This window comes from Cupriavidus sp. HY129, from assembly GCF_059492215.1.
The window spans coordinates 1,061,608-1,086,333 of record NZ_CP083255.1; the positions used below are offsets into that span (position 1 = coordinate 1,061,608).

The window sequence follows — 24,726 nt, forward strand, 5'->3', positions numbered from 1 at the left end:
GGCAATGTCAAACGCAACTCCTCCTAAACTCTTTATTTCGTATAGTTGGACGACACCTACCCACGAACGTTGGGTCCTGGAACTTGCAGAGCGCTTGCGCGATGACAATATCGATGTGATCCTCGATAAGTGGGATTTACGCGAGGGGCACGACGCATACGCGTTCATGGAGCGCATGGTTACCGACCCCGAAATCAAGAAGGTTGCGATGATCTGCGATCCAGGGTATGCAGAAAAGGCCAACCGGCGGGGCGGCGGAGTTGGGACAGAGACACAAATCATTACAGGCGAAATCTATTCGCACATCTCGCAAGACAAGTTCGTCGCTGTCATTGCCGACAAGAACCCCGACGGAAGTACTCCAGTTCCGGCCTACTACAAAGGTCGCATGCACATCGATCTCACGGACGCCGACCGGTTTGAACAGCAGTATGAGCAGTTCGTTCGCTGGGTCTACGATAAACCCCTTTTCACAAAACCTCCGCTTGGGAAAGCTCCGAGCTTCCTGACAGAAGCCTCTGCTCGAACTTTGGGCAACCGTTCTGCCATGAAGCGTGCCTTGGAGCAGTTGCGTGACGGTCGGCCCACGGCCACAGCGGCGATCGGTGATTATTTGTCGAGCGTAGCTACCGCATTTGAACATCTGCGTATTGTCAAAGATAGCGGCGAGGAATTCGATGAACAGGTTTTCGTATCTATCCAAGGATTTCTTGCTACGCGCGATGAAATATTGGAAGTTATCCAGACGGTGTCACGATATCTGCCAACAGAAGAAAATGTACGAAGGATTCACCGCTTCTTTGAAGAGCTACTCCGCTACTATGGCCCGCCTCCCACTGTTTCTAGTTGGAGTACCTCGGATTTTGACAATTTCGTTTTCGTTACGCATGAGTTGTTTCTTCATACCGTCGCGATATTCATCGAAAGCGAGCAGTTCGAACACGCTCGGACTCTAATTGCAACGGAATACTACGTAGGGAAGATGCACGTGTTCGGAAACGAGTCGATGGTTTCGGCTGCTGCTATTGATGGCGACGTCGCTGTGCTGGAGCACCGGAATACTCGTTTGGGATCGCGCCGTCTCTCCCTTCGTGCGGATCTCCTGCACGAGCGGTGCAAAACCGGCGTGAATCGATTCGACTCAGTCGCACAGGCAGACATCATCCTTTTCCTGTGCTCGCAAAGTTGGGGCGGCTATTGGTGGCCGCATACGGCTCTTTACCTTGGCAGAAGTCAGTCAGCACTTCCGGTATTTGCGCGATCTAGTTCGGCCAAGTACTTCAATCGTCTGCGAACCGTTTTCGGCGTGGATACAGCGGATCAAATGCGAACCTGGATTGGGCAGCTGGTGGCGAGTAGGGGGCTGCCACGCATGCAATACAGCGAGCTCCCGTTGGCATGGCTCACCAACGTCGAGAAGATTGCTACCAAGGATTGAGGCGCGAGCTCGCTATGTTGCATGGAAGGTGAGCCCTGTTTCACAACTTTGAACAAACCGGGATTCGACACCCCGAAGCCGGGGCCCGTGTTGAAACCAGAGCGGCGGAGGGAAGAAATTGTGCGCCATGGACCTGTCCACCCTGGCTGCCCGACCGCGAAGCGGGCAATGTGCACGCGACAGAGATGTTGATATCAAGATCGCGCATATCCACCGAGGTTATTCCGTACGATTTCTTAGCAGCTGCGATTTGCCTGGAATAACCTAATACACATCCTCACGTAAACAGATGCAATGCTTTTGGGAGGATATCCTTCTTGAGGTATGAAAGGGACAGCCGAAGGCCCCCTGTGCACAAGCTCGGGTATTGCCTTCCATCAGACGATGTGCCTGACTCCGACAGTCATTCGAGCCACGCGCTATCTTCGCCCGCGTGCTGGTCGTCTAAGCTCTTCCCCCACAGAGACCAGTTTCCCCCACCCGCTGCCGTCTTCTAGCCGACCAAGTGAGCGGTCACGACCGAAGCCTTTCATCTGGAAAGGCCAGGCACTCCCGCCGGGTCGGCATTGTGGTTGGCCGACGTGTGACCTACTCGTATACGTCCGCGAGAACGTCATGACGTCAAATTCGTGATACTTATTTCGAATACTATGTGAGCTTTAGAATTCGTACTTGCTATAAGTACGGATAACACGCCTACACGAGGGCTCTTTTTCTGAGAGAGGCACTTGTGGAATGTCAGTCCCCAAGTCGCCAGATTTGCCACTCGGCGAGCGTGCGGAAAGTGAGCACCCCCTCCGACCTCGCGTGGAAGAAGTATGTTTTTCGACACATGCGACAATTTGTGCCGGCGCAGTGACATTTTGATACATTTAGATGATGCCCTACGAGGCGCACATCTAACTAACGTCACATCGGATATGGCACGTCCCCTTCGAAAGCTTCGGCCTGACGGTTCGCCGTACGCGAGGCGCCCAGTCGTCGAAGCAGAGATTTCCGCATTGCAGGATCTTGGGGAGTTTGATCTTGTGACTCGCTGTCGAGCGAGCGAGAAGGAAGAAGCGAATTGGGTCTCACCGGAGGCCGTTTTGTACTTTCTTAGGCAGGACGACCGTTCCGAAGAAGTTAGGGACCGGTTGATGTATTTGCTTCTAGAACGGCTCTATCGGCGTCTGCCGAAACCCAGTAGCGGCGGCGGTCAAACCGCCTCACTCACGGCGACCAACATCCGGGATGAGGTGTGCGACCATTTTGTTGATTTGCTCCTTGGCGACGCCGGTGCATACGATGAGCGACTGGACTTTTACGAGATCAACTTCAACCAGGCGCTTGCGTGCGACATACTTGATGCGAAGCGGAAACACTGGGCTATAGAGAACCGTGGCACTGAGCTTGGCTCGGAAGACGACGAGATATCAGCTCACGTCGAGGAGGCCGCAGGCGAGTACGACCCCTTCGATCCAGACGAGCTCGACAAAAAAGATTACCGGAGAAGGCTGCAGGATGCGATTGATAACTTGCCAGAACTTCAACAACGGATTGTTGAGATGTGGCGCCAAGATATCCCCATCGACTCCAGTGATCCTTCCGTCATGACGATTAGCAAGGTGCTGGAAAGGTCCGAGAAAACTATTCGCACGCATCGAGACAAAGCATTTGCCGCTCTTCGACGTCGTCTCGAGCGCAAGGAGAACACCCGATGACCTCACAGCCGTCTGCCACGCGCGATGACGTTCTAAGGGCTTTTGCCATGGATTTTGGCGAAGGCCCAGCAGTGTTGAGCCGTTACCTCGCCGACTTTCCACAGTTCGCTGTCGACCTTGTTGATCTATCACGCGAGTTGACTCGCAGTGAAGCGGTCGAAGAAAGCCTGACTGAGGAGGACGTTCTTGACGTTCGTCGAGGGCTTGATCGCTTTCGAAGCAAACGAAAACAGAGTGTCGATATACCCGACCTGCAACCCAAGGCATTCTTGGACGCCGCGAAGCAACTGAATCTCCCTCTTCAGGTCATGATGGCATTCCGGGAGCGGCGAGTCGAAATCGTATCTGTACCTCTCCGGTTTCGATGCGCACTTGCTGATGCGCTTCGAACAACGAGAGCAGGACTCGAAAATTTCCTGACTCTACCTCCCCAGGTTGCGGCCGCGAGGGCAAACAAGTCTAGCGTCAAGCCAGTTGCCGCGGAGAAGGTTTCTTTTGAGCGGGTACTAAAAGATGCCGCGGTTGCGCCCGAGCGCATATCCGAGTTGATAAATACGGAAGACTAGTGTGGACGCTATCGAACTTGCGCGGCAGCGTGCGTGTGAACTTCATTTGCAGGGTGTACTGCAAGGTCGAGATCCTTGGTCACCCTATGAGTTTGCCCTTGCAGAGGCTCAAGCAAGAAGCATCGGCGTAGAGAAATGCGCGCCGGGAGCACCGCTACTCGATGGCTCAAGAGCGATCTTCGACCGCAGCTATCCAGCCATCATTCATGAGAATACAGGAACGGAGTTTGAGCAGGCGTTCCTTGTTGCTCACGAGATTGGGCACGCTGAGCTGGGCGATGACGTAGAGGAGGAATCAGATTCGGAACCAGAGATTCGCTTCGATGCAGCGCGCTCGTCGGAGGCGGCTCCAGTTGATCTGGATAGGGTCGTCGATTACAGTCGCCGGCAAAGACGGGAAGTCCAGATGGACTTGTTTGCGCGAGAGTTTCTGCTTCCTCGTTTAGTGGCCAGGCAGTTGCACGTCGAACAGGGCATGTCTTGTTCCGAAATTGCGGGACGACTTGGTGCGCCCTTCGAGGTTGTTGCTCAGCAATTATTTGATGCGCTACTGCTACCCCCAGTTGAACGTGATGTGGAGGCTCCGGCTCAAGAGATACCGCTGAATGCCAAGCAACGTCTTGCAGCAGAGCATCGTGGTAAGCCGTTCTTACTTCAGGCGGGTCCGGGTACGGGCAAAACCCGTACGCTAGTTGCACGTGTAGAAGGTCTGTTAGACGAAGGAATCGACCCAAGGCGAATCCTCCTTCTTACCTTTTCGAATAAAGCTGCGGCCGAGATGGCCGAACGTATTGCGCAAAAGCGGCCAAAGGAAGCTGCAGCTTTGTGGGTAGGAACATTCCACGGCTTCGGCTTGGATCTGCTCCGTCGGTTCAATGACCTATGCGGGCTGCCTGCGGATCCGAAGCTGATGGACAGAACCGAAGCAGTGGAATTGCTTGAACATGAGTTCACGCGGCTCGATCTGGTCCACTATCGCAATTTATACGACCCATCTCAGATGGTCTCGGACATTCTTTCCGCAGTCTCTCGAGCCAAAGATGAAGTCGTCGATGCGCAGGGCTACCTCCGACTCGCGACCACCATGGCAGCCGAAGCGCGGAGCGACATCGAACGCGAGGCCGCGGAGAAGGTCGGAGAGGTGGCAAAAGTCTACGCGGCCTATGAAGCTATCAAGGCCCAACATGGCTGTGTAGATTTCGGCGATCTAGTCATGCTTCCGGTACTGCTCTTGGAAAGGGAGGCGGAGGTTCGTCGTCAGCTTCAGGAAAAGTACGACCATGTCCTTGTTGACGAGTACCAAGACGTCAATCGTAGTAGCGTGCGACTCCTAGCTGCCTTAAAGCCTGACGGAACCAACCTCTGGGTCGTCGGGGATGCAAAGCAGTCGATATATCGATTCCGAGGCGCATCGTCATTCAGTATGGCTCGCTTTGGCAAAGAGGACTTCGCGGGCGGGGATAGCGACAAACTTGAAATCAACTATCGTTCGACACCAGAAATCGTAGAGACATTCTCCAGTTTTGCTGTCGGGATGGCCTCCGCGGGTTCTGGAGACAGACTTACGTCGGATCGCGTCCCTTCTGGCAAGCCACCGGAGCTCAGGACAGTAATGAACGGGGCGCTCATGACTCCGGCTCTTGCGGATTGCATCGAGGAAATGAGGGTCGCGGGCGTTCGCTACCGCGACCAAGCAGTCCTTTGTAAGGGAAATGTCAGACTCGCTGAGGTTGGGTTGGAGCTGGAGCGGCTCGGCATACCTGTGCTGTACCTGGGAAGCCTTTTTGAGCGGCCGGAGGTCAAGGACTTGATGGCCGTGCTTTCCCTCCTCGTGGACCGGAGAGCAATGGGTCTGGTCCGTACCTCGTGCTGGCCAGACTTTGCGATGTCCATGGAGGACACCGTCACGGCATTTGAATACCTGAGGGAAAGCGAAGCTGAGCCAGGCGCTTGGGCAGAGGGCATTCCCGGCGTGTCCCCGGGCGGGCAATCTGCGCTTGCCGCCTTGCAGACCGCGCTTCACGGTTTCGACAGTAGCTCAAATCCATGGTCAGTGCTTGCTCACATCTTGCTGGACAGGACAAGAATGGCCGCCAGCATTGCCTCCTCGGCGACTGTTGCAGACCAAGCCCGAGGCATAGCAATTTGGCAGTTCATGAATTTCGTTCGTGTCCAGCCACGCGGCAATGGACTTCCTATTGCACGGCTGATGGACCGGATGCGCCGGCTATTGCACCTTCGCGACGATCGCGACTTGCGTCAGTTGCCAACAGCCGCCCAGAAGGTTGATGCGGTTCGACTGATGACCATCCACGGGTCCAAGGGCCTCGAATTTCCAGTGGTCCACATCTCAGGTGTCAATCAGGGGAGTGTCCCGGGAGCCTTCCGTCGGTCGCCGTGTCCGCCACCAAACGGAATGGTCGCCGGCGGACACGGCTCCTCGGACGAGGTCCTTAAGGCCGGCCATCTCGAGGAACAGGAGTGCCTGTTCTATGTCGCCATGTCGCGAGCCAAGGACCGGCTGTTCTTCTACGGCGCTACCCAGACGGCCGATGGCAAACGGCGCAACTTATCGGAGTACCTGAAACGCCTAACCGGTGTCGAGGAACGGTCGATACAGCCCTTCGCTCAATTGCCCACCGCACCTGACCAAGTGCCAATAGCAGTGTCTTTCTCCGGTGCACCCACGTTCACTTCGGATGCAGTCGCATTGTTTGACTCTTGTGGTCGGCGATTTCTGTACACCCACCTTCTTCAGGTGGGTGGCAAGCGAAGGACTACCGCGTTCATGCAGATGCACGAGGCTGTTAGGACAGTGTATCGCGCAGTGGTTGCAGCCGGTAACACGCCGCTAATCGACTGGGAGGACTGGCTGGAGCGGGCGCTCGTCGAACAAGGCTTGCATGAGCATGGCTACGTGGACGACTTTCGTGGATTGGCTCAGGGAATGCTCAGGTACTTTGTGCAGTCCCGAGAGGGTGCCACGTCCGAGCCTCCGCAGACTCTCGTTGTCGCCTTCGAGGCGACCAGTATTGAGGTGCGGCTGGATGAAGTGCTGGTGCGCAACGGCGTCCGAACCCTTCGGCGGGTGAAGACCGGTCATGCACGGTCGGGAGACCAGAAAGATGTCGGAGCTGCAGCATTCCTCCTGGCGGCCGGAAAAGTGCTCCCTGATGCAAAAGTGGAGTTGGTCCATCTGGCTGACGGCGAAGCTACCCCGCTAGCCTTGTCACCGCGTGAGCTGGATAGCCGCCAGAAAAAACTGAAGGAAATGCTGGGCGAGATAGGCGCCGGAAGGTTTCCCGCGACGAGATCCGAGTTTACGTGCCCTGGTTGCCCGGCCTTCTTTATATGCGGGGCAACCCCGCCGGGGACAATTGTGAAATCGTTCAAAAAATAATTTACCGGCGAAGCTCCGTCGGCCCGATTAGTAGTTTGTAGCCCAGCAATTCCGCGCTGGACACAGACCTAACGAGGTACGACGTGAACCAAATTGTATACGATATTGATGATGTTGGCGACGCTCTGCGCGAGAATCGCCCCCTGCGGCAGGCCGCTTCCTACCGCATCCGCTTCGGGCTTGAAGGCCTGAACTTTCGCACCATCGAGTTGGCGGACCCGGTCCCGACCGGCCGTCAGATCTTGGCAGCCGCAGGGCTGGACGCGCGTGCTGACTACACCCTGTGCGCCATTCTCACCACGGGTGACTTCGAGGACGTTCGCCTCGACGAGACTTTTGACCTCCGTGGCCGCGGTGCAGAGCGCTTCATCGCGTTCCGGGCTGACCGCGACTACAAGCTGACGCTCAATGGTCGCCAGTTGATCTGGGGGCACGCGACTATCGACGCCGACGTGCTGTATGCACTTTCCGGCGCAGGCGCGCACGAAGCCGTTTTCCTCGAGGTACGCGGTGGCCAAGATCAGCTCATTGAGACGGGTACGAACGTGAACCTGGACGCCCCCGGGGTGGAGCACTTCATCACGGCGACCCGTCCCGTTACGGGCTATGTCATCAAGGTCAACTCCCGCGAAGAAACGGTACCCGATTCCCGCGTGACCTTCGAGCAAGTCGTTCATCTGGCGTTCCCCAACTCGCCGGCGGACCCCAACTTTAGCTATTCGATGACGTATCGCAACGCAGCTTCCATCCCCCACGCCGGTGAACTCGGTAAGGGCGGATCGGTTGAAGTCAAAAAAACGGGAACCATCTTCAATGTCACGCCAACTGTTAAATCGTAATCCGGACTTGGCCCGACTGCGCGCGGAGGGCTATTTCGTGCAAATCCAAGGCAGTCTCCTGGTGATGCGCGAAGTGCCCTATGTGGATTCGAGCGGTCACGTTCGTTTGGGCAGCTTGGTATCTGCGCTCGACCTTGCGGGGGATACGACCATTCGGCCGCAAACGCACGTGATCCACTGGGACGGCGAATTTCCGTGCCAGGCAGATGGCACTCCCCTCCAGGCGATTGCCCATCAGTCGCAGGTCATGGACTTGGGGCATGGCGTCTCGGCCAAGCACAGCTTCTCCAGTAAGCCGCCGGAAGGCTACGCGGATTACTACGAGAAGATGTCGACGTACGCTTCCATTCTGGCGGGGCCGGCGGCAGTTCTGAGGCCGGGGGTTAGTCCACGCGTCTTCCGGGCGCCTGCGGAAGGCGCAGTTGAATGCAGGTTCAATTACCTGGACACTGCATCTGACCGCGTTGGCATTGGCGCTTTGACCGCGAAACTCGAAGGCGAGGTCGTATCCATCATTGGAACCGGTGGTACTGGCAGTTATATCCTCGATCTGGTAGCCAAGACTCCCGTGCGGGAGATCCGTCTCTTCGATGACGATGAGTTCCTGCAGCACAACGCCTTTCGCGCACCGGGGGCGCCGTCTCTCGATGAGCTTCGGGAAGCGCCGAAGAAGGTGGAGTATCTGCGGTCGATCTACGGACGCATGCATCGCGGTATCACCGCCCATGCTGTGAGTCTGGAAGCCTCGAACCTCGGGCTGCTAGATGGGACTACCTTTGCGTTCATCAGCATGGATGCCGGCGAACAGAAGAAGGCCATCGTCGAAAAGCTGGAAGCGCTTGGCGTCTTGTTCGTCGATGTAGGAATGGGCCTCGATTTGGTCGATGGTAGCTTGGGCGGGATCCTGCGCGTCACCTCAAGCACGCCGGAGAAACGCCAGCATGTCCATTCCGGGCGCATTTCCTTCGCCGGTGCAGGTAAGGACGATGTGTACGCATCCAACATCCAAGTTGCTGACTTGAACGCATTGAATGCGTGCCTGGCTGTCGTCAAGTGGAAAAAGCTGCGGGGTTTCTATCGCGACGACGAGCAGGAACACCACAGCACCTACACGACCGACGGGAACATGCTCCTTAATGGTGAGCAGGCATGATGCGCATTCAAACTCTCAGGCATGAATTCGTAAGCAGTGTCCCCAGGGAGTTGGAGCCGGGCATCCTCTACATCTCAATGGAGTGCGCGACGGCCATGCACTCCTGCTGCTGTGGATGTAGGGAGCAGGTTGTGACACCCTTCACGCCGACGGACTGGAAGATGACCTATGACGGCGAGACGGTTTCCCTCCATCCTTCCATTGGAAATTGGAACCAGAAATGTCGGTCGCACTACGTCATCTCCAAGGGGAGAGTCATCGAGGCCGGCCCTTGGTCGCAGGCGCAGGTGGACGCCGAGCGCCGCCGCGACCGGCGGGCGAAGGAGCAGTTCTATAAATCTGTGGGTGCTGGCGCGGCAGTGGCCTTAACTGACGACGATGCGGATTCGAAGCCTACTTCGGCCATATCTTCTGGCGAAAAGTCGCTCTGGTCTTCCGTGCGGCGGTGGCTATCGCTCTAGCGGAAGGAGGGATTTGCGAACCCCAGCCATCGAGCCCATTGCACATCAGTTTTTGAAAACTGACGTCGGCGCTAGGAAAATCGAAACAGTCTCGGGACAGGTGCCAACCAATGGTGTACGTCTCGAGAAAAACTAGGAGGAAACATGTTGGACCGGTTCATTGAATTTTTCATGAATGAGCCTCGCAGACTAATGAGCGTAGGTCGCGGGATCTTGAACTGCTCTGGCTTTTTGGTTTTCGCCGGGCTTTGCGGTGCTCTAGCGATAAAAGCGAGCTCAGTTGCCGCAGGGATGGCCGGCAAGGTCGATCCAGTAGTGGACCTCGTCGACGTATTTCCCGGCCTGCCTCTCTGGTGGGTTCCGGAGTCAATAGTCGGGTACGGTTTTGCGATGGTTTGCGGATTAATCGGCGTTTGGCTTATCCACTTCGGACGAGCATTGCAGCGGATGCACTGACGAAGAGACACTTGGTAGACCAGAGTTTGAATCACCACGGCGATGCCGCTTTCCTGCGCGCATGACCGTCCACGCTAAGGAGCTGAGCATGGCTGGAGCAAAGCGGCTGAGGACGCTGTCCGCATACCGACAACAGATTGCTAGACTTGGTAGGTATCGTGTTGTGCATCCCTTGAATGTGCAACTCGCAGAACGGATCGGCTTCGAAGAGTTTCCGAGTGAGGGCGAAGCTATCGTTCCGTCGCCGGTAGGTCCGATCACAAGCTTTAATGCCGTAGGTCGCGAGATCGTTCGACACGACCTGCCTAAGGAAACCTATTCAAGGACGGAGTTTCGAACCTGGACTGACTGGCACGGGTACAGTCACAGCGGACTACAGTCTCGGTCCTACGAGGCTTATCCTCGCGAACACTTGCCGCCACCATGTGAGCATCTGATGGTGATGCGACGGAAAGGCGAACTGTTCATCGCTTCGCGGGAACTCGGCCTGGACACGCCCGAAGCCGAGGCCGTACACCTCCTGAATATGTACTTCGAGATATTCGGTGAACTTGAGATTGTCGGTGCCGCTGGCGAGGCGGATGCTAATCTCTTGATAAAGAGGGTGCAGTGGAAAATTCTGCCACCTGGGCAGTATCCGTTCGAGGTCGCCCAGCAGTCTCTTAAGGAATACTTGGAGCGTCTTCCTGACGATGTTCGGCATGTCAGTACGGATCGTATTCGGACGATCACAAAGCATCAGCCAGATTTCATGGCTATCGGCATGGGTGGTTTCTCAGATTATGTAGTGTTTGGCTTCAGCGGAAAGAAGCGATACGTGCTGGAGAGCCCGAACACGGGAAACGCGACGTATGTCTTCCGAGATGAATGGGAGAACGTTGCGCAGCTCACAAAAGCAGAGATTTTGAGCAACGGACTGCACGAAGAGCGACTGATTCACAACCAGCGCTGGAAAGGTGCGCTGGGAGACGTCATTGGTAGAGATTGAGCGGCCGGGATGCTGGTGTTGAACCGGCAGGATGGCTCACGAAACCCTGAAGAAGTCCGGCGACTGACCGGCATTTACAGCACGCTGCAACCATTCGGGTAGGCTGCCTTCACCGTTCCAGGTATGCCCATCGGCATCTCTATACGAGACTGCCGAGGGCGATCGGGATGCTGTCGAACTGCGCGGTTGCTCCGCGAAGCAGCCGGCAGAGCGAAGGCTATCCACTGTGATGCCGTGCCTAGCCATTTGGGATTTAACCCATAGGATGGCCGAGGCACGGTCTCGCAATCGTTGCGCGTCGGATGGTGGTTCCATCACGGGCATTTGGTGGTCATGCCTGTGCATTCGGAGATCTATTTCAAAAAGGCGTTGTGCTACGGACGCAAGCCGAGGAATCGCTCGACTCGCTGGATGGCAAGAGGCAGGGGGATAGATTGGCAATCGGCCCGTTTCGGTAAATCTCGTTCCGAAGCGGCAACTTGTTGGCGATGTGGCCGTGCAACCTTGGCGAGAAAGGAAAGCCCGTAGGCTGGCCAGCTACCGAACGCAAGCATTGTAACTGTCAATTTGGCAAGCAATCGCGGAGTAACAGGTCGAAACAACGTATGGATCGCACCCACTGCACATCCACCTGAATCTTCGCTATGCTTTGCGGATTCCGGCAATGGTGCCGGTAGTTCCGTGACAGGAGCCTCATGGCAACGAAGAAGACGGCCGCACCGAAGACTGCGGCAAAGAAAGCGGTAGCCCAGGCAAAGAAGGCTGTTCCCGTAGCGAAGAAGGCTGCGCCTGCAGCCAAGAAGGCAGCCGCAGCACCAGTGGCCAAGCCGCTGAAGGACACTTTCAACAAGTCGAGCCTGCTGGCCCACCTGGTTGCCCAGACGGAACTGGACAAGAAGACGGTGCAAACGGTTCTGTCACACCTCGAGAACACCATCGTGAGCTCGATCCACAAGAAGGGCGCTGGCGAATTCACGCTGCCGGGCCTCTTCAAGGTGTCGGCCATCCAGGTTCCTGCCACGAAGAAGCGCTTCGGCAAGAACCCCTTTACTGGCCAGGATCAGTGGTTTGCCGCAAAGCCGGCATCTGTGAAGGTCAAGGTTCGCCCGCTGAAGAAGCTGAAGGACGCGGCGCTGTAAGGGGCACGAACTCGCTTTGAAGGAAGAGGGCTACGGCCCTCTTTGCATTTGGCAATCTTGGGGCGGATATGCATCGGTTCTATTCTTGTGGTTTTATCTGCTAAGCTGACTACCAGCCCGAAAAACTAATGGAGAAAGACCGAATGGCAACCTACAAACAGTTGCTGGCTCAAAAGGAAGCTCTGGAAGCTCAACTCGCAGAAGTCCGCGCAAATGAAGTGGCGGGCGTCATTGAGCAAATCCGCACTCTGATGGAGCAATACGGGCTGTCCGTTGAGGACATCCAAGGCAAGCGCCGTCGGGGCCGACCCGCCGGTAGCGGAGCCGCCAAGGCAGTCAAGGAACCGTTGCCTCCGAAATATCGCGACCCGAAGACCGGAAATACCTGGTCGGGCCGAGGCCGTGCGCCGGCATGGCTGGGCAAGAATCCGAATCGATTCTTGATCGCGGAAGAGTGACGGCCGTCGCTCTACGCTGGTAATCCAGGCCGGCCATGCAACCCATGGCCGGCCATCCGACCATCCCATCAAGCGTCATATGCTCTCAACGTCCCGCGCAAAGAACACGTTCGCTAGTGCAATTATGGATGCGGAGGTGTTGCTGACGCTGTTCGACTCCATGAATTCGAAGCCACCGTCTGATGGGACAGAGGTGCTCAAGCGGGCTGGTCTCATCATGGCCCTGACGGCATGGGAAACATACGTCGAGGACAGAATTCGGGAGGAGATGAATGTCCGGCTGAAGATGATTTCGGGAAGTCCAGTTGGACAATTTGTTAGCCGCCGACTCGAGGAGGAGTTGAGGCGATTCCATAATCCCAACGCAGAGAAAACAAAGCGACTATTCCAAGAGTATGTCGGTATCGACGTTACCGAATACTGGAATTGGCCACCGTTCGATTGCGCTAGGGTAAAGAAGACGTTGGATGACCTCATCGCCAAACGAGGGGATGCAGCCCATCGTGCGCGGTCAGTGGTGCAAGGCGCTCTGCCGCCCCACCTCGTCAAGCGAGAGGATTTGGACAAGGCGATCCGCTTCCTGAAGGCGCTTGTTGAGGCTACGGACAGAGGTTTGGCCGAGCATGCTCTAATGTGAACGGCTAGCTTTCTGCGCCGAGTCGCCTTAGGTCATTTCAACTTGCGCGCCAAGCATGTTTTTCCCGCGCTGCGAATTTGCTTCACTTGAGCCAGCCAGCTCCTTCACGACGTCGATGAATTGCTGAAGGACGGGCTCTGTACCGCCCTTTAGCCAACAAAGCTGAAAGCTCGTCTTGTAGTTCACGTCCGTCAATTTGACCACTGTCAGGCCTGCCGGATACGTGAAGTCCTTCCCTAGGACGGTTAGGCCAATCCCTACTCCCACCGATATCAGATTCATCTGTGACGCAACAGAGTGCACTTCCTGCACGACCTGCGGCTCGAATCCAGCTTCCTGACAAAGTGCAAACAACGGGCCGTAGCCTGGACTAACGCTCGACTTCGGCACAACCACAAATCGTTCACCAGCGAGTTGCCCCAACGAGACGGACTTTCGTTTGGCAAGCGGATGGTCGGTGGGTACAACCACGCCAAGGGCTCCGGTTTGGATCACGAAACGCTCGAGGGACGCCTCACCTTCCGATTGAGTGGCTCCCCTCCGATGCTTTCGGGGGGATCCGGCATCGGGGCCGAAATGCATGAAGCCGGCTTGAATTTTTTCATCCAGCACTGCCTTCGCTTGGTCAGAAGTTGGCATTTCAACGAGCGAAAGCGCGACGTTGGGGTGGTGCTCAATGAACTGCTTGATGGCTGCGCGAAAGATGGGGTGATACAGGGTCAGTGACCCGTATCCGATGCTCAGCCCACCGACCTTACCTGCGCCAACCTGCTTTGTAAGCGTGATGGCTTGGTTGAGATCGCTCATGATGTTCTGTAGGCGAGGAAGGAAGGCCCGCCCGGCGGCTGTCAGCTTGACCTTATGCGCTTGTCGCTCGAAGAGCTCGACTCCAAGTTCGTCTTCCAAGTCCGCGATGATCTGCGAAACAGCAGGGCGTGTTACGAACAAGCGGTCCGAAGCCCGACCGAAATGCTCCTCCTCTGCAGCCGCAACGAAGTAGCGCAAGTGTCTGAGTTCCATGGCTGTAGATGCCTCTGTCAAGAACCTCGTACCGTACGGGGGGCGTCTGGGCCTGAATGGCGTTCCCACATTCCCAGAGCGTCAGTGTGGCTTACAGTCTGACGACGTCGGCCGATAGTGTCGATCCGCGTTTACCTCATTGCCGGTAAGAGCAGCTAACCAACGGTGTCCCGGGCCCATGGTAAGCGCAACTTATCTCACTGCGGACTAAAGCTGACTGGACGCTAGACCTGTGTGAGGACGAAACTTTTTGTCGTCGTCCTTCGTACGGCACCAAATACACAAAATTAGGAGACATATGAAACCCCTCCGCATGCTCTTGAAAGGGCTAGCTGGCTGTCTGATGACGTGCGTGCTCGGTCACGCCCAGGCGCAGGATAAAGCCTATCCCGTCAGGCCAGTGCGTATGATTGTCTCGACTTCGGCTGGAGGGATGACCGACATACTGGCGCGGCTCTATGCCGACAGCCTTTCAAAATCACTCAAACAACCTTTCGTCGTAGAAAACATGCCGGGCGCAGGCACCATGCTTGCCTCGCGCTATGTGGCAAGGCAGGCGGCAGACGGCTATACGTTGCTTATTGCCGCGAACAGCATCGCAAGTCTTCCTCACGTTGAGAAGAGTGCTGGGTATCAGATGAAGGACTTCACCGGTGTTGGAGAGCTTGCGCGCTCGCCATCTCTGCTGGTTGTGAGCAATTCATCGGCGATGAAGTCGATTCCCAACCTCGTCGCTGCAGCAAAGAAAAGTCCCGGCGTGGTGACCTATGCGTACGTTGGGCGTGGCACAACGTCATATATGACGTCGGAACTGTTCGCACGTGATGCCGCAGTGAGCTTCAATGCGATCGCGTACAAAGGTATTTCCCTTGCAGTTCCAGACGTGCTTGCAGGGCGGGTCGACTTCCTAATGGGACCATCGACGTCGACAGAGGAGTTGATCAAGAGCGGAAAGATGCGCGCGCTAGCGATTACTTCAGAAACTCGCTCGCCGGCCTTTCCTAATGTTCCTACATTCAAGGAACTCGGTTACGCGGGCGCCACCTATAACCTCTTTTTCGGGGTCTTCGCGCCCGCTGCGGTTTCTGACACCGTTCGGAGTGCCTTGGCGGACGCCATTGAGATTGCAAAGAAGGATCCGGCCTTCGTTGCACACCTCCGGCAACTCGGTATGGATGTCTCCAGCGTGCGCACGCCGCGGCAATTCAACGCCTTCCTTAGGGACGAAGAGAGCAAATCGCTGAGCCTGCTTCGGCAGTGAGACTGTGCCGCTTGACCTTTGACAAGCGCGCCGCATCAAGAGGCAACAGTGTGACTCTCCGTCGCTATTAACGGGGGGAGTTCTGCATGCCGGTACGGTCTCCCGCATTTCTGCTCCCCTGGCGAGCGAAACCTGGTTAGCCAGCCTTACCACCAGGCGGAGAAAATCAAACTCGACGGGCCAGACGACGGTGTCCTAGCATGCCGTTATAAAACTTGAAGCAGGAGACAGTGGAGATGAAAAGACGTCAAGTTGTGGGAGCGTTCTGCGGGATGTCGCTGGCGCTCATGACCGGTGGAGTAACCGCACAGCAGGTGTCGTATCCAACGAAGCCGATTCGAATCGTTGTCAGTAGCGTTCCCGGCGCGCTATTGGACGCATCTACCCGGCTCTACGCGGACCGGATGTCGCGCTACTTGAAACAACCTGTAGTCGTGGAGAACATGCCGGGCGCAAGCTCGATGTTAGGTGCACGATACGTTGCGCGCTCTGCTGCAGATGGCTATACGCTCCTTGCATTCGCCAATACGGTGGTGACCATGCCTCGGCTGGTGAAAGGAGCCGGCTACGACTTCAACAAGGACTTCGTCGCCGTGGGAGAGATGGCACGCTCTCCGGCGCTACTGGTGGTCGGCGGTACCTCATCATTCAAGACATTGGATGACCTCGTGAAGGCTGCGAAACAGCAGTCGGGAGCCTTGACGTTCGGATCGGGCGGCCAAGGAACTACGTCGCATCTTCCGGTCGATCTGTTCATCAAGAACGCCGGCATCAGCATGACGCACATACCTTACAAGGGCGTTGCAGCCGTGACGCCAGACCTCATTTCCGGTCGCGTGAGCTGTATGGCGGCGACTGCGACGTCTGTGTACGGGTCGATCGAGGCAGGCACCGTGCGGGCTCTCGCCATATCTTCCGAAAGCCGGTCGACGAAGTTCCCCAATGTCCCAACATTCAAGGAACTTGGGTATCCGGAAGCAACGTACAGCATTTTTGTTGGCATTGCGGCACCGGCGGGGATTCCAAAGGCTGTGCAAGCAAAGCTCGCTGAAGCTATGGAAGCCGCGCGGTCCGATCAGGCATTGCAAGCTCGCCTCGCTGCGCTGGATCAAGAGGTCTCCGATGTCCGCACACCGGGGCAGTTTCAGGCGTTCCTAGTGGCGGAAGATAAGCGGACCGAGCGACTTCTCAAGGACGCAAAGATCCAGCCGGAGTGATGTCTTAGGGGCCATTGAGGAAGCGGACGACCATGGTGTTTGAACATGAATCGTGAACCGGAAGGTATTCTCGTCCTGGATGAGGTTGGGGCAATCATCTTTTCCAGCGGACTGGGCAGAGACTTGTTGGTCTGCCAATCCCTCTGCAGACTTTGGCAGAACCGAGGGTGCGTGCCAGTCAAGCGATTGTCAGCCCTGACGGAACTGCATCGGCCATTGGCGGTTGCCGCAATCCCGACGAAGGATGCGGTCTGCTTTCTGGTCTTCGATTCTCGGGAAGCCGACGGTCTGAGTGAGTTTCTCGCGAGCGTGGATTCTGCGGAGGATATCCTTCGCCATCTCATCACCGACCCGTACAAGGCGATGGTTGTAGTGGATGGCGGGGGAAGAATTACCTACATGAGCCCCGTTCACGAGCGCTTTTTCGGCATCAAGCATGGAGAGGCGGTTGGTAAGCAAGTGAGTGCTGTAATCGAGAATACCCGCTTACATGAGGTAGCTGTTACAGGGAAGGGGCAGTTTGCGCAGTTGCAGGAGATGAACGGCATCACCCGCGTCGTCTCTCGCTTTCCAGTTCTCGACCGCCAGAATCGGGTGGTCGCTGCGGTCGGACAGGTGATGTTCAAGGGGCCGGAATCCATCCGGCAGCTCACTCTCGAACTGAACCACGTGAAGCAGGAGCGGGATTTTTACAAGCAAGAGCTTTCAGGTATCCGAAATCGGAACTATGGGCTTGACCACATCGTTGGTAGTAGTCGCGCGGTGCGACGTCTCAAGGACGATATCCTGCGGCTTGCACCACTAGACGTGCCGGTGCTGCTGACGGGGGAAAGTGGTACTGGCAAGGAAATGGTCGCGCATGCCATCCACAAGCTAAGCGCGCGTAGCGACAAGCCGCTTGTCTTGGTCAATGCTGCTGCGATGCCGTCGAATCTTGTCGAGAGTGAGTTGTTTGGCTACGAATCTGGTGCCTTCACAGGTGCGGACCGCAAGGGACGAAAGGGAAAGTTCGAAGCGGCAGACAACGGCACACTCTTTCTCGACGAAATTGGAGACATGCCAGTAGACATGCAGGTGAAGCTCCTGCGAGTCCTTCAAGATGGCCGCTTCGAGCGAATCGGAGGTGATGGCGCCCAGCACTCCAATTTCAGACTTGTTTCTGCCAGCAATCGCAACTTCAGTGCCATGATCGCGGATGCGAGTTTCCGGCTCGATCTTTTCTACCGTATTAGCGCGGTTACGCTTCGTTTGCCGCCCTTGCGCGAGCGGCTGGATGACATTCCAGAATTGGTCGAGAGCTTCTTGAAGGCGTTCTCCGTTCGGCATGACAGCCCAAAGAAGTCGATTTCGGAGTCCGCCATTCAATTTCTGAGATCACGTGCTTGGCCCGGAAACATTCGTCAACTTCAGCATGAAGTTGACCGGGCGGCCATCTTCTGCGACGGGGATGTGCTTACTATCAGCGACTTCACCAACCTTGATAGCGTCGAGCTCACGTCTGAGGTCGGTACAAAGAATACGTACGTCCAGAACAAGTACGAAATTCGTCGCGCTACCGAGCGGGTGGAGTCAGAGATGATCATCGAGGCTATGCGGCGCACTGGCGGAAACAAGTCTCGAGTGGCAGAGCAACTTGGAATCTCCCGTTCGTATCTCTATAAGCGGTTGAGTTTGATAGAGAGTGCTAGGAGCGCGACGGCGGCTCACGATAGCACGCGTCAGAATTCCTATCTGGAAGATGAGACCACGGCCGTCACACTTGGCTGAGCTGTATCCGCAAGTAAGCACTTCCCCTCAGACAGCGGGTTGCTGACGACGCGGTTCTCTATCCGTTTGGGATCCGCCCGACTTGCGCTTCCCCGCCAAGAATCATTTGCGGTTGTACCTGGCATGTACGATTCCTGCGGGGCGCCAGAACCCCATGCCTTACAGAAACAGCAACTACACTAGATTGGCACGATGACTATAAATGATTCCTGGGACTACATCGTGGTTGGCGCGGGCTCTGCCGGATGCGCGGTGGCTCGTCGCCTTTCTGACGATCCGAACGTGCGGGTAATGCTGCTAGAGGCGGGGCCGTCTCCGGGCAGCTTTTGGATCAAAACGCCTGCGGGAATGGCGAATATGTTCCTTTCGAAGTCGCACAATTGGAGGTTCTTCACTGAGCCTGTATCCACGCTGGGAAATCGACGGATCTACTGGCCGCGCGGAAAGACGCTGGGTGGCAGCAGTGCCATCAATGGAATGGTGTATACACGCGGAAACCGCCGTGACTATGACCACTGGAAGAGCCTCGGCAACGCTGGTTGGGGATGGGACGATGTGTTGCCATACTTTCTTCGCGCCGAACACAATGAGCGCGGCAAGAGCGACGTGAGAGGAAACGAGGGCCCCCTCTATGTTAGTGACCCTGCAGTGAATCATCCGTCGGTCATAGAGTTCATCGAGGCATCGCGCCGCGCAGGTATCCCCTACGTCGAGGACCTAAGCTGTGCGGGTGAGGAGGGTGTGGGGGTGCTGCAGGCGACCATACGCAAGGGTCGTCGGCATTCCGCGTTCGATGCCTACATTGCGCCGGTGACGAGCCGACAGAACTTGAAAGTGGTAACGGCTTCGCATGTGCGACGCGTACTCATGCAAGGGCGCACTGCAAAAGGGGTGGAGTTCTTGGAAGACCGATCCATCCGGTCGGTCTTCGCGACGCGTGAAGTCATCTTATGTGCAGGTGCGCTGGGATCGCCGCACATCCTGATGCTGTCGGGCATCGGCGATGGAGAGCAGCTGCGACGGGAGGGCATAGAAACCGTGTTCCACCTGCCCGGCGTCGGCAAGAACTTGCAGGACCATTGTTCCGTCCAAGTTAAGGCGAAGACCGTTCCGCATTGTTCGTATAACCGAAACCTGTTGGGATGGAGAAAACTCTGGAGCGGCGCGCAGTACATGCTGACGCATAGCGGCTATCTCGCACTGGGTTCGTCTCAGGCAGCTGCATTCATGCGTAGCGATGCCAGTATCGACTATGGAGACCTGGAAATCAGCTTTCGTCCAATGACATTCACCTTCAACGACGAAGGTCGGGCGGCAGTGGATGCCGAGAACGCAATCGGCGCGACAGTTTATCGGGTGCGCCCTGAATCCCGCGGCGAGCTTGTTCTTAAGTCCGCCGATCCCCTCTGCGCTCCAGCGTTTTATCCCAATTATTTGGCGACGGAAGGCGACCTTCGCGCGATGATCTCTGGGCTGAGGAAGGTCCGGGAGATTCTGGCCACAGAGCCGATTGCCTGCAGCATTAGGGGGGAGCTAGCGCCAGGTTCGGCGTTCACAACAGACGAACAGCTCGCTGAGTACATCCAATCGACTGCCAAATGCGCCTACCACCAAGCGGGTAGCTGCAAGATGGGGAAAGACGACATGGCAGTCGTAGACGAGCGGCTACGTGTGCATGGTGTGGATCGATTGCGCGTCATTGACGCCTCGATTATGCCGACAGTGACGTCGGGCAATACGAATGCCCCGACGATCATGATTGGTGAGAAGGGCGCCGATATGATCCTGGCAGACGCCACAGGCTGACCCCGCAGATCTCCGTTTTCCTCCCGCAGCACGAATGGTGGCTGTCACGGGGAACATCAGAAAGCAAGCTTTATATGGACGCCATCTCAGGTTCTCACCTGAGCGAGGCGGGAGTGCAATCGTCCGCAGAAAGGAGACAAACTGATGAGAACAGATAGGCTTGGATGTCGAAAAGAGGCTCGCCGCCCGGGTGAAAAGATATGTCTAGGTGGAAAGAGTATGTCGATTGCATTGACAGGGATGTCCTTGCTGTTCATCGGGACTGACGCTGTTGCGGACCAATTTCCAAGTAAGCCACTGAGGATCATCGTGCATTCCTCACCTGGTGGCCAACTGGACATTACAACGCGCCTTGTAGCACAGGGCCTGAGCGAACGGCTTGGTCAGCCTGTCATCGTGGAGAACAAGCCTGGCGCAGAAGGCTTGGTAGGGATCCGTGAGGCCAAGCGGGCGCCCGCTGATGGCTACACGTTGCTGGCTGCAGCGAGCACCATCACGACATTGCCGGCCACAAAGGCTGAGCCTGGCTACGATCTGAGCAAGGACTTTGCCGGCATTGGGCCAATGGTCAAGTTTCCATACCTCTTGTTGACGGCGACGGACAAACCGTACCGCAGTGCCTCCGACGTTATCGCCACGGCGCGCAAAAGCCCGGGCACGCTTTATTACGCAACGGGTGGAAAGGGCAGTACTTCAAGCCTTGCAATGTCAATGCTGATGCAGCAAGCCGGTATCCAGATGCACCAGGTCCCGTACAAAGGGAACGCGGCGGCGATGCCAGATTTGGTTGCGGGTCGTGCTGACGTGATGTTTGACAGTTACGGTAGTGCTGGGCCGAACGTAAAGTCGGGGCGATTGCGCGTATTGGCCGTGACGTCGTCCACCCGGCTCGACGTGTTGCCTGGCACGCCGACTGTGCAGGAACAGGGGATAGCGAGGTACTCATACGATCTATGGTTGGGGTTGCTCGCACCTTCCGGCACACCCAAGGAGGTCGTATACAAACTATCGAGTGCGTTACGGAATGTTCTGCAAAGCAGGAAGATGATTGAACGCGCACACGAGGACGGCGGTCAAGTGATGGAGCTTTCTCCGGAGCAGTTCGACGCTCAATTGAAGCGTGAGTTGTCGGATATGGAGAAGCTTACGAAGACCCTTGGCTTCGTGAAGGAGTAACTAGAGGGAAGAATGCTGACAAGGGAGAGGCCGCGGCGGGCGGGCGCCGTGGCCCACCGCCGGGAAGATTCAAAGCTTCATGAGTACGGACTTTGTTTGAGTGTAGGCCTCAATCGACTCGGCACCGTACTCACGGCCGAACCCAGATTGCTTATAGCCGCCCGTGGACATCACTGGGTCGGAATCGCCGTACGTGTTGATCCAGACACGGCCAGACTTGAGCGAGCGCGCCACGCGGTGGGCACGGCTAATGTCTGTAGACCACACTGCTGCCGCTAGTCCATATATTGAATCATTGCCCAGGATCACCGCGTCGCGCTCGTCTTTGAAGGGGATGACCGATAGCACGGGCCCGAAAATCTCTTCCTGCGCGATCGTCATTTGGTTATCGACATGGGCGAATACTGTAGGGCCTACGAAATAGCCACTGGTGCCTATCCGGGAGCCCCCATATCGGAGCTGTGCGCCTTCGCGCGTGCCGACGTCTATGTACGTAAGCACTCGATCCATCTGCTGTGCAGAAATCAGCGGGCCTAGTGCTGTGTCCACGGAGAATGGCTGGCCCACCTTGTACCCTGCTGCCAGTGCACATACTCGATCTACCACGGCTTCGTAAATGTCTTTCTGCACCAAGAGCCGACTTCCGGACGAGCAAACTTGTCCCGAGTTTCGGCAAAATCCGGCCACGGCAGCTACTGAAGCTGCTTCAAGATCCGCGTCGGAGAAGATGATGTTTGGTGATTTCCCGCCCAACTCCAGAGTCACCTTCTTCATGTTTCCCGCGGCGGCCTGCAGAATTTGCCTGCCGACGTTAGTCGAGCCTGTGAACGCAATCTTGTCGACGTCCATATGCGCAGACATGGCGGCGCCAGCGATCGGGCCCAAGCCGGGAACAACGTTGAGGACGCCAGGCGGAAGTCCGCACTCCTGGATAAGTTCGGCCAGACGCAAAGTCGACAGCGGCGCCTGCTCCGCAGGCTTCAACACCGCTGTATTGCCGCAGGCAAGTGCCGGCGCGATTTTGGCAGCTGCCATGGCAAGCGGGACATTCCAAGCATTGATCAATGCACAGACGCCCATCGGCTCGCGCAGCATGTGGATGAACCGCGAAGCATCACTTGGATTCGTTGTGCCTAGGATTTTGCTCGCCCAGCCGGCGTAATAGCGGAAAGTCTCCGCAATGTGAGGAATGCGTGCCTGGCTGGCCAGGTATGGCATACCGTTGTCGTAGGTCTCGATCGCCGCGAGTTCATCGGCATGGCGCTCCACGGCGTCAGCGATTCTCAGCAGATACTGCGCCCGTTGATGTGGCGATATCGCGGACCATGAGGGACCAACCAATGTGCGACGCGCTGCAATTACAGCCCTGTCTATGTCTTCGGCATCGGCTTGTGCAACATACGTGAGCGATTTCTCGGTGGAGGGATCTAATGTCTCGAATCTGTGGCCGGATGCGGATTCTACCCATTCTCCATCAATCAGAAGCTTCTTGGGCCCTGCGAGAATCCAGCCCAGCGCGTTCTCCTGACCGGGAACGAAGAGGGCATTTTCGGTGCTTGAATGTGGAGGCATGGATCGATATGTTTGCTGCAAGGCAAAGCAAGGCACGCCGGGCGACCGAACGCAACAGGCGTTCAGCGACCGGCTATGCCTTGCGTTGGATTGATGTACTCCGCTTCACGAGCGGTCGTCAAAAGGGCGGAGAAGCTGGGTCATGCAATGAGGCGCAGCACCGTGGAGAACGGTGCGCCATCGCGTAACCCATGCACGGCGCGGATCAACTCGTCGGCCTTCACCGATGCGTGGCCGTAATCTAGACAGTCGATAACCTTATCTCTCAGTTGCGGAGCCGACATACGCTTGCTAGGACTGCCACATACATCACCGGTTTCGACGAGAAGCTGCTTGCCATTGGAGAGTGAAACTTCGAAGGCCACAGGCACCATGCCCAGGAATGGCAAGGTCTCATCGGCTTCGATAGTGATGCGTTCTGCGGCGAAAGTACCGACCCCCTCATCCCGAATCGCGTCCTCTGTGAAGTCGGCAATGCGCACGCCACCGCGTTCCAGGCCGACGGCAACGGTGTAGGCAATGCTGAACTGCGCGTCTACGACGCCGGCGTTGCGGTAGTCGAACTTGCGTCCAACCATGTTCACCGCCTGACCGCTTACACGAATGCGGATCTGTTTGATATCGCTGGGACGCAGGCCTTCCGCATGGAGTTGCAGGGAAAGGTCAATCGGCGCGTGGGTGAAACGGCATGCGGGGTACGGTTTCAGGCTCAGGTCCTCGGGGAGGCTGCACTGTTCAATGTCGTCGCGAACTGCGTCGAGATCGAACTTCCCATCCTGGTACAAGTTTGCGAAGCCGGCCTTGCCTTCAAAAACGTTTCGCGGTCCATCAATGCCTGCCTGAGCGAGTGCGACCGACATAACGACATTCTTGACCATCTGAGCTGGCTGAAACCGTTTGGCGAGACTACCGTCGATAATCGACTGCAGACTGCCGGCCGTTTGTGTGAGTTGGTGGCCCAGCGCGTTGACGGTGGTATCCGTATCCCAGCGGCGTAGTCGGGCTATGGCAAGGACCGCTCCAACGGAACCGCTGATCACGCTGTAGTTCCATCCACGCGAGCCTTTTGGGCCGCCAGCACGACCGATACGCATGGCTCCATCGACTCCGACGGCCGCCGCGGCAAGAAACTCCCGGCCGTCGCAGTCGGAGCCAATGTCTTCAACGTCGGCAATAAGACCTGGCAGCACCATCCCATTGGCGTGCAGAGGCACTTTGTCATCGGTGTCGTCGTAGTCCAGCGCGTGCATGCTGACCGCGTTAAGGAATGCAGCAACCGGAGCGCTGGCGTGGCCGAAGCCCCCCCACACGGTGCAATTTCCCGTGCCCCATCGGGCCAGAGCCGTACGAGCCTCCGTCAAACCTGGCGCGTGCAGACCCGCAAGTGCGCAAGCAAGGCTGTCGATTAGACCGTCGACAGTGGCGTCGATCGTCTCGTCGCGCAGTTTCCCGAATTCGCGGCTAACGGCATTTGATGCGAGCAGATTGGCGATATCCATGGTGAGATGGGTAAGTTATAGAGGCGTCGAGTATCGGACGGCAGGGCGGCGCAGAGCCAGTCGCTTTTCATGGATGCAAGCGTAAGCGTCCCTTACGAGCGTGGAACTGGAAGGTGATGGTTAGCGGAACTTACGCTGGCCAAAGAAGAACTGACTCGACATGCCGGTGG

20 protein-coding genes are annotated in these 24,726 nt (G+C 56.7%); 16 read left to right on the forward strand and 4 right to left on the reverse strand.

Going from position 1 to position 24,726, the window contains the following annotated elements; genetic code table 11:
• Positions 1 to 4 precede the first annotated feature (4 nt).
• From K6G35_RS21110 to K6G35_RS21145, 8 genes are all read left to right on the forward strand, one after another.
• Positions 5 to 1,438, forward strand: coding sequence for an SEFIR domain-containing protein (locus K6G35_RS21110; RefSeq protein WP_495676971.1), 1,434 nt, complete (start codon positions 5 to 7; stop codon positions 1,436 to 1,438).
• Positions 1,439 to 2,577: 1,139 nt separating this feature from the next.
• Positions 2,578 to 3,141, forward strand: a complete 564-nt coding sequence (locus K6G35_RS21115) for an RNA polymerase sigma factor (RefSeq protein ID WP_495676972.1) — start codon at positions 2,578 to 2,580, stop codon at positions 3,139 to 3,141.
• Positions 3,138 to 3,707 (forward strand): hypothetical protein, encoded by a 570-nt coding sequence (locus tag K6G35_RS21120; RefSeq protein ID WP_495676973.1) that lies wholly within the window; start codon positions 3,138 to 3,140, stop codon positions 3,705 to 3,707. The genes K6G35_RS21115 and K6G35_RS21120 overlap by 4 nt, the downstream gene beginning before the upstream one ends.
• A 1-nt stretch (position 3,708) precedes the next feature.
• A complete protein-coding gene (locus tag K6G35_RS21125) occupies positions 3,709 to 7,107 on the forward strand; it encodes a UvrD-helicase domain-containing protein (RefSeq protein ID WP_495676974.1) in 3,399 nt (1,132 codons plus the stop codon).
• 83 nt (positions 7,108 to 7,190) lie between these two features.
• Entirely contained in the window at positions 7,191 to 7,946 is a 756-nt protein-coding gene (locus K6G35_RS21130) for a multiubiquitin domain-containing protein (protein WP_495676975.1), read from the forward strand.
• Positions 7,921 to 9,099 (forward strand): ThiF family adenylyltransferase, encoded by a 1,179-nt coding sequence (locus K6G35_RS21135; protein WP_495676976.1) that lies wholly within the window; start codon positions 7,921 to 7,923, stop codon positions 9,097 to 9,099. The genes K6G35_RS21130 and K6G35_RS21135 overlap by 26 nt, the downstream gene beginning before the upstream one ends.
• Positions 9,096 to 9,560 (forward strand): ubiquitination-like system serine protease family protein, encoded by a 465-nt coding sequence (locus K6G35_RS21140; RefSeq protein ID WP_495676977.1) that lies wholly within the window; start codon positions 9,096 to 9,098, stop codon positions 9,558 to 9,560. The genes K6G35_RS21135 and K6G35_RS21140 overlap by 4 nt, the downstream gene beginning before the upstream one ends.
• Positions 9,561 to 10,104: 544 nt before the next feature.
• Positions 10,105 to 11,004 (forward strand): hypothetical protein, encoded by a 900-nt coding sequence (locus K6G35_RS21145; protein WP_495676978.1) that lies wholly within the window; start codon positions 10,105 to 10,107, stop codon positions 11,002 to 11,004.
• A 36-nt stretch (positions 11,005 to 11,040) separates the two neighbouring features.
• Here K6G35_RS21145 and K6G35_RS21150 read toward each other — a convergent pair whose 3' ends face one another.
• Entirely contained in the window at positions 11,041 to 11,349 is a 309-nt protein-coding gene (locus K6G35_RS21150; RefSeq protein WP_495676979.1) for an H-NS histone family protein, read from the reverse strand.
• Between the two features lie 350 nt (positions 11,350 to 11,699).
• Here K6G35_RS21150 and K6G35_RS21155 point away from each other — a divergent pair, with 350 nt between their 5' ends.
• The 3 genes from K6G35_RS21155 to K6G35_RS21165 all read left to right on the forward strand — a co-directional run bounded on the left by K6G35_RS21155 (position 11,700) and on the right by K6G35_RS21165 (position 13,238).
• Positions 11,700 to 12,143 carry an HU family DNA-binding protein gene (locus tag K6G35_RS21155; RefSeq protein WP_495676980.1) on the forward strand — a complete coding sequence of 148 codons (444 nt, stop codon included), beginning with the start codon at positions 11,700 to 11,702 and terminating at the stop codon, positions 12,141 to 12,143.
• Positions 12,144 to 12,286: 143 nt separating this feature from the next.
• On the forward strand, positions 12,287 to 12,601 hold the full coding sequence (locus K6G35_RS21160) for an H-NS histone family protein (RefSeq protein ID WP_495676981.1): 315 nt from the start codon (positions 12,287 to 12,289) through the stop codon (positions 12,599 to 12,601).
• A 136-nt stretch (positions 12,602 to 12,737) separates the two neighbouring features.
• Positions 12,738 to 13,238 (forward strand): HEPN domain-containing protein, encoded by a 501-nt coding sequence (locus tag K6G35_RS21165; RefSeq protein WP_495676982.1) that lies wholly within the window; start codon positions 12,738 to 12,740, stop codon positions 13,236 to 13,238.
• A 27-nt stretch (positions 13,239 to 13,265) separates the two neighbouring features.
• Here K6G35_RS21165 and K6G35_RS21170 read toward each other — a convergent pair whose 3' ends face one another.
• Complete coding sequence (locus tag K6G35_RS21170; protein WP_495676983.1) at positions 13,266 to 14,258, reverse strand: LysR substrate-binding domain-containing protein; 993 nt, start codon at positions 14,256 to 14,258, stop codon at positions 13,266 to 13,268.
• 298 nt (positions 14,259 to 14,556) lie between these two features.
• On the opposite strand from K6G35_RS21170, the gene K6G35_RS21175 reads away from it, so the two are divergent.
• From K6G35_RS21175 to K6G35_RS21195, 5 genes are all read left to right on the forward strand, one after another.
• A complete protein-coding gene (locus K6G35_RS21175; protein ID WP_495676984.1) occupies positions 14,557 to 15,519 on the forward strand; it encodes a Bug family tripartite tricarboxylate transporter substrate binding protein in 963 nt (320 codons plus the stop codon).
• A gap of 236 nt (positions 15,520 to 15,755) precedes the next feature.
• Complete coding sequence (locus tag K6G35_RS21180) at positions 15,756 to 16,736, forward strand: Bug family tripartite tricarboxylate transporter substrate binding protein (RefSeq protein WP_495676985.1); 981 nt, start codon at positions 15,756 to 15,758, stop codon at positions 16,734 to 16,736.
• A gap of 45 nt (positions 16,737 to 16,781) precedes the next feature.
• A complete protein-coding gene (locus tag K6G35_RS21185; protein WP_495676986.1) occupies positions 16,782 to 18,503 on the forward strand; it encodes a sigma-54 interaction domain-containing protein in 1,722 nt (573 codons plus the stop codon).
• Between the two features lie 192 nt (positions 18,504 to 18,695).
• Entirely contained in the window at positions 18,696 to 20,309 is a 1,614-nt protein-coding gene (locus tag K6G35_RS21190; RefSeq protein ID WP_495676987.1) for a GMC family oxidoreductase, read from the forward strand.
• 219 nt (positions 20,310 to 20,528) lie between these two features.
• Complete coding sequence (locus K6G35_RS21195; protein WP_495676988.1) at positions 20,529 to 21,485, forward strand: Bug family tripartite tricarboxylate transporter substrate binding protein; 957 nt, start codon at positions 20,529 to 20,531, stop codon at positions 21,483 to 21,485.
• A gap of 69 nt (positions 21,486 to 21,554) precedes the next feature.
• On the opposite strand, the gene K6G35_RS21200 is transcribed toward K6G35_RS21195, so the two are convergent.
• Positions 21,555 to 23,057: an aldehyde dehydrogenase family protein gene (locus tag K6G35_RS21200; protein WP_495676989.1), complete on the reverse strand. Its 1,503-nt coding sequence runs from the start codon at positions 23,055 to 23,057 to the stop codon at positions 21,555 to 21,557.
• 140 nt (positions 23,058 to 23,197) lie between these two features.
• A complete protein-coding gene (locus tag K6G35_RS21205; RefSeq protein ID WP_495676990.1) occupies positions 23,198 to 24,556 on the reverse strand; it encodes an MmgE/PrpD family protein in 1,359 nt (452 codons plus the stop codon).
• Between the last annotated feature and the right edge of the window lie 170 nt (positions 24,557 to 24,726).